The sequence below is a fragment of the Serratia sp. PF-27 genome, from assembly GCF_030053255.1.
GTDB classification, from domain to species: domain Bacteria; phylum Pseudomonadota; class Gammaproteobacteria; order Enterobacterales; family Enterobacteriaceae; genus Serratia; species Serratia bockelmannii.
On record NZ_JASGBT010000018.1, the window covers coordinates 239,183 to 251,544 of the forward strand.

Consider the following 12,362-nt stretch of genomic DNA (forward strand, 5'->3'; position numbering starts at 1 on the left):
GTCAGCCTCCGGCGATCGCTTGAAACAGCAAAATGTCGTCACCGTCCTGCACCTGATGATCGGCCCAGTCGGCGCGTGGGATGATGGTTTGGTTGATCGCCAGCGCGGTGCCCGGCTGGTGGCGTTCCAACTGGGTCAGCAGGGCGGCGACGCTGAGCGGCTGCGCCAGCTCAAGCGGTTGGTCGTTCAGCCGGATTTTCATGCCGCGCCTCCGCATACCGGGCAGGCGCGGGCCTGGCTCAGTTGCAGCGTGCTCCAGCTCTGCTGCTTACCGTCGAACAGCCGCAGTTTCCCGCTGAGGGAGGAAGGCATGCCGGCCAGCATCTTGATGGCCTCCAGCGCTTGCAGGGTGCCGATTACGCCGACCACCGGGCCGAGTACCCCGGCGGTGCGGCAGTTGCGCTGCGGCTCTTCCTGCTCCGGATACAGGCAGGCGTAGCAGCCGTGTGCATAGGGCGGCTCGAGCACCAGCAGCTGGCCGCTGAAACCGACCGCGCTGCCGCTGATCAGCGGCTTGGCGGCGGCGATGCAGGCGGCATTGACCTCATGACGGGTCGCCATATTGTCGCAGCAGTCCAGCACCAGATCGGCGCGGGCGACCGCGTCGCGCAGCGCTTGCCCCTGTAGCCGTTGCGCCAGCGGGATGGATTCCACCAACGGGTTCAGCGCCTGCAGGTGGCGTTGCGCCAGCGCCGCCTTACCGGTGGCGGTATCGGCGCTGCGGTAGAGGATTTGCCGCTGCAGGTTGGTAACGTGCAGCTGGTCGTCGTCGGCCAGCAGCAGCGTGCCGACGCCGGCGGCGGCCAGGTACAACGAAGCCGGGGAACCGAGCCCGCCCAAACCGACGATCAACACTGTGGCGCGCTTGAGTTTCTCTTGGCCTTCCGGGCCGACGTCCTCCAGCAGCAGCTGGCGGCTGTAGCGCAGGAATTCCTGATCGTTAAGCATCGCTCGACCCCTCGCCTTCGATCAGCCGCAGCAGCTCGGCCGTCGCCGCGCGCCAATCCGGCGCCTGGGTGATGGCGCTGACCACCGCCACGCTGCCGACGCCGCACGCCAGCACTGCCGGTACGCGATCGATACTGATCCCGCCGATCGCCACCGTCGGGTAATCCGCCAAACCGGCGATGTGGCGTTTCAACTCCGTCAGCCCCTGCGGCGCCGAAGGCATGTCTTTGGTTTGGGTGGGGAAGATGTGCCCCAGCGCGATGTAGGACGGTTTCACCGCCAGCGCGCGCGCCAGTTCGGCGTCGTCATGGGTGGACACGCCGAGCCGCAACCCGGCGCGGTGAATGGCAGCCAGATCGGTGGTATCGAGATCTTCCTGGCCCAGATGCACGCCGTAGGCGCCATGCTTGATCGCCAGCCGCCAGTAGTCGTTGATGAACAGGCGCGCCTGATAACGCTGGCCCAGCGCGATGGCGGCGGCGATATCCTCTTCGACCTGCTCGTCAGGCAAATCCTTGATGCGCAGCTGGATCGTGGTGACGCCGGCCTCCAGCAGGCGAGCGATCCATTCCACGCTGTCGACGACCGGGTAGAGTCCCAGCTTGTGGGGCGTTGCCGGGAAGGGGGTCGTGATATCAGTCATTGTTTGTCTCCTCTTGCAGGGTGCCGGCGCTGTGATACAGCTCGCTGCCGCGGGCACGGAATTCGGCGGACATTTTCTCCATGCCGGTCAGCTGCACCTCGATCGGCTTGGCGGCCTCCTGGGCGGCGGCGTAGTCGCGTACCTCCTGCGAAATCTTCATCGAGCAGAATTTCGGCCCGCACATTGAGCAGAAGTGGGCGACCTTGCCGGATTCCTGCGGCAGGGTTTCGTCGTGATAGGCGCGCGCGGTGGCCGGATCGAGCGCCAGATTGAACTGATCTTCCCAGCGAAATTCGAAACGCGCCTTGGACATGGCGTTATCGCGGATCTGCGCGCCCGGATGGCCCTTGGCCAGATCGGCGGCGTGGGCGGCGATCTTGTAGGTGATCAGGCCCTGTTTGACGTCTTCTTTGTTCGGCAGGCCGAGGTGCTCTTTCGGCGTGACGTAACACAGCATGGCGCAGCCGAACCAGCCGATCATCGCCGCGCCGATGCCGGAGGTGAAATGGTCATAGCCCGGGGCGATATCGGTGGTCAGCGGGCCGAGGGTGTAGAACGGCGCTTCGTGGCAGTGTTCCAGCTCTTCGGTCATATTGCGGCGGATCATCTGCATCGGCACATGGCCCGGGCCTTCGATCATCACCTGCACGTCGTATTCCCAGGCGATTTTGGTCAGCTCGCCCAGCGTATGCAGTTCGGCGAACTGGGCTTCGTCGTTGGCGTCCTGAATCGAGCCGGGGCGCAGGCCGTCACCGAGCGACAGCGAAACGTCGTAGGCGGCGCAGATCTCGCAGATTTCACGGAAGTGCTGATAGAGGAAGTTTTCCTGATGGTGCGACAGGCACCATTTGGCCATGATCGAGCCACCGCGCGACACGATGCCGGTCAGGCGTTTGGCGGTCATCGGCACATAGCGCAGCAGCACGCCGGCGTGGATGGTGAAGTAATCGACCCCTTGTTCCGCCTGTTCCAGCAGCGTATCGCGGAACATCGCCCAGGTGAGGTTTTCCGCCACGCCGTTGACCTTCTCCAGCGCCTGGTAGATAGGCACGGTGCCGATGGGCACCGGGCTGTTGCGCAGGATCCACTCGCGGGTTTCGTGAATATAGCGGCCGGTGGAGAGATCCATCACGGTGTCTGCGCCCCAGCGGGTGGCCCACACCAGCTTCTCCACCTCTTCTTCGATCGACGACGTGACCGCCGAGTTGCCGATATTGGCGTTCACCTTCACCAGGAAATTGCGGCCGATGATCATCGGCTCCGCCTCCGGGTGATTGATGTTGGCAGGAATGATGGCGCGGCCGGCGGCCACTTCCTGGCGCACGAACTCCGGCGTGATGTTGTCCGGCAGGTTGGCGCCCCAGCCCTGGCCCGGATGCTGGTGGCGTAGCACCTCGCCGCGAATGCGTTCGCGCCCCATGTTTTCACGGATGGCGATAAACTCCATCTCCGGGGTGACGATGCCGGCGCGGGCATAGTGCAGCTGGGTCACGCACTTGCCCGGCAGCGCTTTGCGCGGCAGCGGCAGATGTTCGAAGCGCAGGTGATCCAGCCCCTCGTCCGCCAGACGCTGTTGGGTGAAGCCGGAACTGGCGCCGCTCAGGGTCGCAGTATCGCCGCGCGCGTCGATCCAGCCGGCGCGCAGCTTGGCCAGGCCGGCGTGCACATCGAGCTCGGCCTGCGGATCGCCGTAGGGGCCCGCGGTGTCATATACCGGGATCGCCTCGTTCTGTTCATACTGCGGGCTATCTTTGCTGCCGCCGACCAGGGTCGGACTGAGCTCAATTTCGCGCATCGGCACCTGGATATCGCGGCGCGAGCCCTGCAGGTAGATGCGGCGTGAGTTTGGGAAAGCCATGCCTTGCAGCGTGTCGATAAACTGCTGGGCGGCTTCGCGTTGCGCTTTACGGGCGCGCGGTGGATTAATGTTAGACATAGCAAGTTCCTACCAGTGTGTTGGGTTGGGAAAGTTGCTTGTCTGGAGCTCGGAGGGAGTAATGATGGTGGCCGATAAGGCAGGGCGCCCGCAAGGGGGAGGCCGTGCCTGTGGCGATAGATTACTCTTGTTCCCTTCGCGGGTATTAACCCGATCAGGTTCCGCGGATCCCGAATTAACGGTCTCAGCCTGGCTGATTCGATGAACAAATCAGGCGCTAGGCACTCCGACAAGATGCCCCCCAGTATAGGAGGGATATGAAAAAAAACTATAAAATTTTAACGCGCCGGATCCAGCGTCTGGTCCGGCAGCGGTTGCTGCGCGGCTTCTGCTTCCAACTGGATCAGCTTATCTTCCAGCGCAAAGCGCGCCGCCAGCGTTTCGCCGATATCCGACAAGGCCTGGTGGAATTCCAGACAAACCTCCTGATCGATATCCACTTCGGTATAGCGATCGTGGAACGCCATGATCTGTTCAGTATTGGCCCACAGCTTGGGATAGATGTTCACCGCCAGCGACATTTTCGGACTGGCTGCGCCTTCCACTTGTTTGATAATTCTGTCATAGATATGAAAATGCCCTGCGGAGAGATAATCCACCAGGTTGTGGCAAAAGTTCTCCAGCGCTTTTTCATTCAGCGGCGTATGCTTTTCTTTATTCGGTTTGAGGCCTACCAGCGTGCAGTAGGCGACCAGCAACTGTTTGCGGGCCTGAAGCCATTGATCAACTAATTCATTACTACCGCCAACGCGCTGAGTCAGCCTTTCCAAACGGTTGAGCATGTTTGACTCCGTGTAAGTAACAAAAGTAACCGGTAAGTTATTAAAATGTAACAAAGCCGATTTGTAGAGTGCCAGTGAAGCTGAGGTTGTGCAACAACGATATGGAACTTGCATTAACGGGCAATGAAAACGGCTGGTGGATTGTCAGCCATGAAAGCAAACTTTGGTTACCGAACGGTGAATTGCCGTCGGGGACGGCCGCCGCCCTCGGGCTGCAGGGCCACATGGCGCGCACCATCGGTGAATGGGAGGGCGCGCCGGTTTGGCTGGTGCGCCAGGCGATGCCGCGGGAGATGGGATCGGTGCGTCAGCTGTTGGATCAGGATCGCGGTCTGTTCCAGCTTGCCGGGCGCGGCGTTCAGTTGGCGGATTTCTACCGCTCTCATCGCTATTGCGGCTACTGCGGCCATGAGATGCACCTCAGCCGCTCCGAAAGCGCCTGCCTGTGCGGCCACTGCAAAGAGCGGTACTACCCGCAGATTGCGCCCTGCGTGATCGTCGCCATTCGGCGCGACGATCAGATCCTGCTGGCGCAACACGTGCGCCATCGCGGCGGCATCCACACGGTGCTGGCCGGCTTCGTCGAGGTGGGCGAAACGCTGGAACAGGCGGTAGCGCGCGAAGTGATGGAAGAGAGCAATATCGAAATCAAGAACCTGCGTTACGTCACCTCACAACCCTGGCCGTTCCCGCACTCGCTGATGATGGCCTTTATGGCCGATTACCATCAGGGTGACCTTCGACACGACCCCAAGGAGCTGCTCAACGCCGGCTGGTATCGCTACGACCAACTGCCGCTGTTGCCGCCGCCCGGCACCGTGGCGCGCCGGTTGATTGAGGACACCGTGGCGCTGTGCCGGGCAGAATAATGTACAATGGCCGGCAGATTATTAAGGGAGCCCCATAAATGACTGAGTTGAAGAACGATCGCTACCTGCGCGCGCTGTTGCGCCAGCCGGTGGATGTGACCCCCGTATGGATGATGCGCCAGGCCGGTCGTTATTTACCGGAGTACAAGGCGACCCGCGCCCAGGCCGGTGATTTCATGTCGCTGTGCAAGAACGCGGAGCTGGCCTGTGAGGTTACGCTGCAGCCGCTGCGCCGCTATGCGCTGGACGCCGCCATTCTGTTCTCCGACATTCTCACCATTCCCGACGCCATGGGGCTTGGCCTGTACTTTGAAGCCGGCGAAGGCCCGCGTTTCAGCTCACCCATCACCTGCCGTGCTGACGTCGACAAACTGCCGGTGTTCGATCCGGAAGTGGAGTTGGGCTATGTGATGAACGCGGTGCGTACCATCCGCCGCGAGCTGAAGGGCGAAGTGCCGCTGATCGGCTTCTCCGGCAGCCCGTGGACGTTGGCTACCTATATGGTTGAAGGCGGCAGCAGCAAGGCCTTCACCAAGCTGAAAAAGATGATGTATGCCGAACCGGCCACGCTGCACCTGTTGCTGGACAAGCTGGCGGACAGCGTGATCCTGTACCTCAACGCCCAGATCAAAGCCGGCGCGCAGTCGGTGATGGTGTTCGACACCTGGGGCGGCGTGTTGACCGGGCGCGATTACCGCGAGTTCTCTTTGCACTACATGCACAAGATCGTCGATGGCCTGCTGCGTGAGAATGACGGCCGCCGCGTGCCGGTGACGCTGTTCACCAAAGGCGGTGGGCAGTGGCTGGAGGCGATGGCCGCCACCGGCTGCGATGCGCTGGGGCTGGATTGGACCACCGACATCGCCGACGCGCGTCGGCGCGTGGGCGATAAAGTGGCGCTGCAGGGCAACATGGATCCGTCGATGCTTTATGCTTCCCCGGCGCGCATCGCGGAAGAAGTGGAGACCATTCTGGCCGGTTTCGGCCACGGCAACGGCCATGTGTTCAACCTGGGCCACGGCATCCATCAGGATGTGCCGCCTGAGCACGCCGGCGCCTTCGTCGAGGCGGTGTACGCGCAGTCGGCGAAATACCACCGTTAAGGATTTGATGTGACCGATATGCAGGCCCTGCGCGCCGAACAGCTGCGGCGCGCGGCTGAAGTCATTCGCTACGACGATCTGCCGGCCGACCCGCCGGCCTTCATCGCCGGTGCCGACGTGGGCTTCGAGCAGGAGGGGGCGGTGACGCGCGCCGCCATCGCCATCCTGCGCTATCCGTCGCTGGAGCTGGTGGAGTATCAGGTGGCGCGTATCGCCACCGTCATGCCTTATATCCCGGGTTTCCTGTCGTTTCGCGAATACCCGGCGCTGTTGGCCGCCTGGGCTCAGCTGCGGCAAAAGCCGGGGTTGATCTTCGTCGATGGACATGGCATTTCGCATCCGCGGCGTCTCGGCGTCGCCAGCCATTTCGGCCTGCTGGTCGATGTGCCGACTATCGGCGTGGCCAAGAAGCGCCTGTGCGGCAAATTCGCACCGCTGGAGGCCGCCGTCGGTGCGCTGGCGCCGTTGGAAGATAAGGGTGAACAGCTGGGCTGGGTATGGCGCAGCAAGGCGCGCTGCAACCCGCTGTTCATCTCTACCGGTCACTGCGTGGGCGCCGACAGCGCGCTGGCGTGGGTGCAGCGCTGTATGGCGGGCTACCGTTTGCCGGAGCCGACCCGTTGGGCTGATGCCATCGCATCGCGGCGCCCGGCGTTTCAGCGTTGGTTGCAGCAGCATCCGGAGGTGTCGCCATGAGCGATTTCGGGTACACTGCGCCGCAGATAACGCGTAAGAGAGTAAAGCATGCTACGTAACCCGATTCATTTACGTCTGGAACGGCACGAGGCTTGGCAACATTTGACCTTTATGGCCAGTTTGTGCGAGCGTATGTACCCGAATTACCAGATGTTCTGCAAACAGACCGAGTTCGGCGATCCGGCGGTTTATCGCCGCATTCTGGATTTGGTGTGGGAAACGCTGGTGGTGAAGGACGCCAAGGTCAACTTCGACAGCCAGCTCGAGAAGTTGGAAGAGGCGATTCCGTCGGCGGAAGATTACGATCTTTACGGCGTTTACCCGGCAATTGATGCCTGTATCGCATTAGGGGAACTGATCCATTCGCGGCTCGGCGGGGAGACGCTGGAGCACGCCATCGCCATCAGCGAAACATCGATTCGCACCGTGGCGATGTTGGAAATGACTCAAGCCGGTAAGGAAATGACCGACGAAGAGTTGGGCAGTTTGCCTGCGGTAGAGGAAGAATGGGACATTCAATGGGAAATTTTCCGCCTGTTGGACGCCTGTGAAGAGCGCGATATAGACCTGATCAAGGGGCTGCGATCCGACCTGCGAGAGGCCGGTGTCAGCAACATCGGGATAAATTTAGCGCAATAAGGCAGCAAAACGTGATTTAACGCCTGATTTGTCATGCCTTAAGGCTTCACATCCGCACCCTGTCTGGTCTACATTTGGGGGGCGTAAAAAAAGTGGCTATCGGTGCGTGTATGCAGGAGAGTGCTGTCAATCGGCATATCCGTCGCACTCGATGCTTTGCAAACGATAAACACACTGTAAGGATAACTTATGAACAAGACTCAACTGATTGATGTAATCGCGGACAAGGCTGACCTTTCCAAAGCACAAGCTAAACTGGCTCTGGAATCCACCCTGGCTGCTATTACTGAGTCTCTGAAAGAAGGTGATGCAGTACAATTGGTTGGCTTCGGTACTTTCAAAGTAAACCATCGTAGCGAGCGCACTGGCCGCAACCCACAGACTGGCAAAGAAATCAAAATCGCAGCAGCCAACGTGCCTGCGTTCGTTTCTGGCAAAGCACTGAAAGACGCTGTTAAATAAGACCGCGCCTCGGTGAAAAGATTAAACAGAGGGGCGATGGCGCCCCTTTTGTTTACTCGTCGGGTGCTCATGGCCGCCGGCATCGCCCTCGGTCTGAGCGCCTGCAGTTTCCATTCCGATATTCCCAGCTTTACCGCCAGCGGCTTTGTGGCCGATCAGGGCGTGATACGCCTGTGGCGTAAAGACGATGAGCAACATCGCCCGCAGGTGCTGGTCAGCGTCTATAGTCCCTACCGGGGGCCGGGTACCATCACCACGCTGTATACCTATCAGGGCGACGTGCTGCGCCAAATCAAACGCAACGACGCCGACGGCGATCGAGACTCCATTCAACTGCGCTTTGCCGACGACGGCACGGTGAGCTTTATGCAGCGCCAGCTGGCGACACGCCGCGAACCGCTGACCAGCGATGAAATCGCCCTGTATCAATATCAGGCGCGACGTATCCTCGAGGTCAGCAATGCGCTGCGCGCCGGCAAGGTCAAATTACTGCAGGGGCGTTGGATGCAGGGCGAGGTGCAAACCTGCGACGGCCAGCGCTTAAAACCTGGGTTGGATGCCACCGCCATCGGCTGGATCGAAAAACGCGCCCGCAGCAGCAGCCGGCCGGTGAGTGTCGCCTGGTTGGAAGCGCCGGAAGGCAGTGAACTGTTGCTGGTGGCGAACGACGACTTCTGCAGCTGGGAACCGAAAGAAGACCAGCTATAAAAAAGGCCCCGCGCTGCGGAGCCTCTTGCCATGACCTTATAAGGTCAAATCACTTGCCGCGCGCAATCGCGCGATAACCGATATCTTTGCGGCAGAAGCTGCCCGGCCACTGAATGCCTTCCGCCAGCTGATAAGCGCGTTGCTGCGCTTGCGCCACGGTGTCGCCCAGCGCCGTCACGCACAGCACGCGGCCGCCGCTGGTGACGACGTCATCGCCCTGCAGGCGCGTACCGGCGTGGAAGACCTTACCGTCGGCGCTTTCCTGCTGCGGTAACCCCTGGATCACCTCGCCATTGCGATAATCACCCGGATAACCGCCGGCCGCCAGCACCACGCCGAGCGCAGGGCGTTCGTCCCAGTCAGAACTTTTCTCGTTCAGGCGGCCTTCGGCACCCGCCAGGCACAGCTCCACCAGATCGGAGCGCAGGCGCAGCATGATCGGCTGAGTTTCCGGATCGCCAAAACGGCAGTTGAATTCGATCACCTTCGGCTGGCCGTCGGCGGAGATCATCAGGCCGGCATACAGGAAGCCGACGTAGGTATTGCCTTCCGCCGCCATGCCGCGCACCGTCGGCCAGATCACCTGGTCCATGGCGCGCTGGTGGATTTCGTCGGTCACGACCGGCGCCGGAGAGTAGGCGCCCATACCGCCGGTGTTCGGGCCGGTGTCGCCGTCGCCGACGCGTTTGTGGTCCTGGCTGGTGGCCATCGGCACCACGTTCTCGCCATCGACCATCACGATGAAGCTGGCTTCTTCGCCGTCGAGGAACTCTTCCACTACGATGCGATGACCGGCGTCGCCGAAGGCGTTGCCGGCCAGCATGTCACGCACGGCTTCTTCCGCCTCCTGCAGCGTCATCGCGACGATCACGCCTTTACCGGCGGCCAGGCCATCGGCTTTGATGACGATCGGTGCGCCTTTGCGGCGCACATAGGCGAGTGCCGGCTCCACCTCGGTAAAGTTTTCATATTCGGCGGTCGGGATGCGGTGGCGCGCCAGGAAATCCTTGGTGAAGGCTTTAGAGCCTTCGAGCTGCGCGGCGGCCTGCGACGGGCCGAAGATTTTCAGACCGGCGGCCTGGAAGGCGTCGACTACGCCGATCACCAGCGGCGCTTCCGGCCCGACGATGGTCAGACCGATGTCATGGCTCTGGGCGAACGCGACCAGGGCAGGGATATCTGTGGCGGCGATCGCCACGTTCTCCAGATTGGCTTCCAGCGCGGTGCCGGCGTTGCCCGGCGCAACGTAGACTTTGTCCGCCAGCGGAGACTGGGCGGCTTTCCAGGCCAGCGCGTGCTCGCGCCCGCCGTTGCCGATAATCAAAATGTTCATCAGGGGCTCCACGAATGGCGTGCGCCGGAGCGCACGCGGCAAAAGGAATTAATGGCGGAAGTGACGCATGTCGGTGAAGATCATCGCGATGCCGTGTTCATTGGCGGCGGCGATCACTTCGTCGTCGCGGATTGAGCCGCCAGGCTGGATCACGCAGGTGATGCCGACCGCCGCGGCGGCATCGATGCCGTCACGGAATGGGAAGAAGGCGTCGGAGGCCATGGCGGATCCTTTCACTTCCAGCCCTTCGTCGCTCGCTTTGATGCCGGCGATCTTGGCGGAATAAACGCGGCTCATCTGGCCGGCGCCTATGCCGATGGTCATATTGTCACGTGCATAAACGATGGCGTTGGATTTCACGAACTTGGCCACTTTCCAGCAGAACAGCGCGTCACGCAGTTCCTGCTCGGTCGGCTGGCGCTCGGATACCACGCGCAGATCGGCGGCGGTCACCATGCCGAGATCGCGATCCTGCACCAGCAGCCCGCCGTTGACGCGCTTGAAGTCCAGCCCCGCCACGCGTTGCTGCCACTGGCCGCAGGCCAGCACGCGCACGTTCTGTTTGGCGGCCAGCAGGGAGCGCGCTTCCTGGGTGACGTTTGGCGCGATGATCACTTCCACGAACTGGCGGCTGATGATCGCCTGCGCGGTGGCGGCGTCCAGCTCGCGGTTAAAGGCGATGATGCCGCCGAAGGCGGAAGTCGGGTCGGTTTGGTAAGCGCGCTCATACGCGGCGAGGATGTCGTCACCGATCGCCACGCCGCAAGGGTTGGCGTGTTTGACGATCACGCAGGCCGGTTCGGCGAACTCTTTCACGCATTCCAGCGCGGCGTCGGTATCGGCGATGTTGTTATAGGACAGCGCTTTGCCCTGCAGCTGCTCGGCGGTCGCGACGGACGCTTCCTTTACCTCTTCTTCTATATAGAAGGCGGCCTGCTGGTGGCTGTTCTCACCGTAACGCATATCCTGCTTCTTGATGTAGTTGAGGTTCAGGGTTCGCGGGAAGCGGCCGGACGGCTGTTCGGTCTCGCCGTGGTACGCCGGCACCAGCGCGCCGAAGTAGTTGGCGATCATGCTGTCGTAGGCGGCGGTGTGTTCGAAGGCTTTGATGGCGAGATCGAAGCGGGTGGCATAGCGCAGCGAGCCGTCGTTGTTGTCCATCTCGGTAATGATGGCGGCGTAGTCGCTGCTCTTCACGACGATGGCGACGTCTTTATGGTTCTTGGCGGCGGAGCGCACCATGGTCGGGCCGCCGATATCGATATTTTCGACCGCGTCTTCCAGCGAGCAATCTGGGCGCGCCACGGTTTGGGCGAACGGGTACAGATTGACGACCACCATGTCGATAGGCTGGATGTCATGCTGATTCATGACCGCGTCGTCCTGGCCGCGGCGGCCGAGGATACCGCCGTGAACTTTCGGGTGCAGGGTCTTAACTCGTCCGTCCATCATCTCCGGGAAGCCGGTGTAGTCGGAAACTTCGGTAACGGGCAGACCGGCGTCTGCCAGCAGGCGGGCGGTGCCGCCGGTGGAGAGCAGTTCAACGCCGCGCTGGGAAAGCGCTTCGGCAAATTCAACGATACCGGCTTTGTCAGACACGCTGAGCAGGGCCCGGCGGATTGGACGAGGTTGTTGCATGGTTTTATCCCTTGGCTTTGAGTCGCAATTAAAGAGCGTTACGTGAATGTCCACCTCGTTCTCTCTATAAGGAAGGTTTTTTTGCCTTATAAGGGAGGGTCAGGCACATATTCAGGTAGCGCCCCCATAAAAAGGGGGATCGTTTCGTCGCGGGGAATTGTAGCGAAAACGTTTGCGTGGCGCTCGTAAATTTTCCGTGCAAATCACATCTGTGGATAACACTGTGCGCAAGTGGGTATAAGGCGGGGTTTTGCTGTGGAATGCAGCGAACGATCGTTTTTGCTGAAAATACCTGTTGCGGCCTGCGAGGAACTCCCTATAATGCGCCTCCATCGACACGGAACATGTGAACAACTTCACAGAGTATCCGGGGGTCGCAGAGAAAAAATCCTGAAAATTAGGGTTGACTCTGAAAGAGGAAAGCGTAATATACGCCACCTCGAGTTAGCAAGCGAAAGCGCCTAACTCACTGCTCTTTAACAATTTATCAGACAATCTGTGTGGGCACTCCACAAGACGATATCCAGCATCTTCGGATGCAAAAAAAATATCAAGTCTTGAAGAGTGACTAACTGAAGTAAAATTCATGCAGTAAATCTTTGAGC

The 12,362-nt window shown here is 60.9% G+C and carries 13 protein-coding genes and 1 riboswitch; of the genes, 6 read left to right on the top strand and 7 right to left on the bottom strand.

Annotated elements, in window-relative coordinates:
* Nucleotide 1: 1 nt before the first annotated feature.
* The 5 genes from thiS to QMZ29_RS11555 all read right to left on the bottom strand — a co-directional run bounded on the left by thiS (nucleotide 2) and on the right by QMZ29_RS11555 (nucleotide 4,309).
* Nucleotides 2-202, bottom strand: coding sequence for a sulfur carrier protein ThiS (thiS, locus tag QMZ29_RS11535; RefSeq protein WP_016929423.1), 201 nt, complete (start codon nucleotides 200-202; stop codon nucleotides 2-4).
* Nucleotides 199-948 (bottom strand): HesA/MoeB/ThiF family protein, encoded by a 750-nt coding sequence (locus QMZ29_RS11540; protein ID WP_004929883.1) that lies wholly within the window; start codon nucleotides 946-948, stop codon nucleotides 199-201. Before QMZ29_RS11540 ends, thiS begins: the two co-directional genes overlap by 4 nt.
* A complete protein-coding gene (gene thiE, locus QMZ29_RS11545; protein WP_049206077.1) occupies nucleotides 941-1,591 on the bottom strand; it encodes a thiamine phosphate synthase in 651 nt (216 codons plus the stop codon). The genes QMZ29_RS11540 and thiE overlap by 8 nt, the downstream gene beginning before the upstream one ends.
* Nucleotides 1,584-3,527, bottom strand: a complete 1,944-nt coding sequence (gene thiC / locus QMZ29_RS11550) for a phosphomethylpyrimidine synthase ThiC (protein WP_043143687.1) — start codon at nucleotides 3,525-3,527, stop codon at nucleotides 1,584-1,586. The genes thiE and thiC overlap by 8 nt, the downstream gene beginning before the upstream one ends.
* A gap of 114 nt (nucleotides 3,528-3,641) precedes the next feature.
* A riboswitch (TPP riboswitch) is annotated at nucleotides 3,642-3,766 on the bottom strand.
* A gap of 39 nt (nucleotides 3,767-3,805) precedes the next feature.
* Complete coding sequence (locus QMZ29_RS11555) at nucleotides 3,806-4,309, bottom strand: Rsd/AlgQ family anti-sigma factor (RefSeq protein WP_016929420.1); 504 nt, start codon at nucleotides 4,307-4,309, stop codon at nucleotides 3,806-3,808.
* Nucleotides 4,310-4,410: 101 nt separating this feature from the next.
* Here QMZ29_RS11555 and nudC point away from each other — a divergent pair, with 101 nt between their 5' ends.
* From nudC to QMZ29_RS11585, 6 genes are all read left to right on the top strand, one after another.
* Nucleotides 4,411-5,178: an NAD(+) diphosphatase gene (gene nudC, locus QMZ29_RS11560; RefSeq protein ID WP_025304948.1), complete on the top strand. Its 768-nt coding sequence runs from the start codon at nucleotides 4,411-4,413 to the stop codon at nucleotides 5,176-5,178.
* Nucleotides 5,179-5,216: 38 nt separating this feature from the next.
* Nucleotides 5,217-6,281, top strand: coding sequence for a uroporphyrinogen decarboxylase (gene hemE / locus QMZ29_RS11565; protein WP_261427574.1), 1,065 nt, complete (start codon nucleotides 5,217-5,219; stop codon nucleotides 6,279-6,281).
* A 9-nt stretch (nucleotides 6,282-6,290) separates the two neighbouring features.
* Nucleotides 6,291-6,977 (top strand): deoxyribonuclease V, encoded by a 687-nt coding sequence (gene nfi / locus QMZ29_RS11570; RefSeq protein ID WP_261427573.1) that lies wholly within the window; start codon nucleotides 6,291-6,293, stop codon nucleotides 6,975-6,977.
* A gap of 48 nt (nucleotides 6,978-7,025) precedes the next feature.
* Nucleotides 7,026-7,616 (top strand): YjaG family protein, encoded by a 591-nt coding sequence (locus tag QMZ29_RS11575; protein WP_025304951.1) that lies wholly within the window; start codon nucleotides 7,026-7,028, stop codon nucleotides 7,614-7,616.
* A gap of 189 nt (nucleotides 7,617-7,805) precedes the next feature.
* Nucleotides 7,806-8,078: a nucleoid-associated protein HU-alpha gene (gene hupA / locus QMZ29_RS11580; protein ID WP_004929874.1), complete on the top strand. Its 273-nt coding sequence runs from the start codon at nucleotides 7,806-7,808 to the stop codon at nucleotides 8,076-8,078.
* Nucleotides 8,079-8,114: 36 nt separating this feature from the next.
* A complete protein-coding gene (locus QMZ29_RS11585; protein ID WP_080271274.1) occupies nucleotides 8,115-8,786 on the top strand; it encodes a DUF1481 domain-containing protein in 672 nt (223 codons plus the stop codon).
* Nucleotides 8,787-8,835: 49 nt separating this feature from the next.
* Here QMZ29_RS11585 and purD read toward each other — a convergent pair whose 3' ends face one another.
* Both purD and purH read right to left on the bottom strand, forming a co-directional pair.
* A complete protein-coding gene (gene purD / locus QMZ29_RS11590) occupies nucleotides 8,836-10,119 on the bottom strand; it encodes a phosphoribosylamine--glycine ligase (RefSeq protein WP_015376331.1) in 1,284 nt (427 codons plus the stop codon).
* A 48-nt stretch (nucleotides 10,120-10,167) separates the two neighbouring features.
* Nucleotides 10,168-11,757, bottom strand: a complete 1,590-nt coding sequence (purH, locus tag QMZ29_RS11595; RefSeq protein ID WP_089181545.1) for a bifunctional phosphoribosylaminoimidazolecarboxamide formyltransferase/IMP cyclohydrolase — start codon at nucleotides 11,755-11,757, stop codon at nucleotides 10,168-10,170.
* Nucleotides 11,758-12,362: the final 605 nt, after the last annotated feature.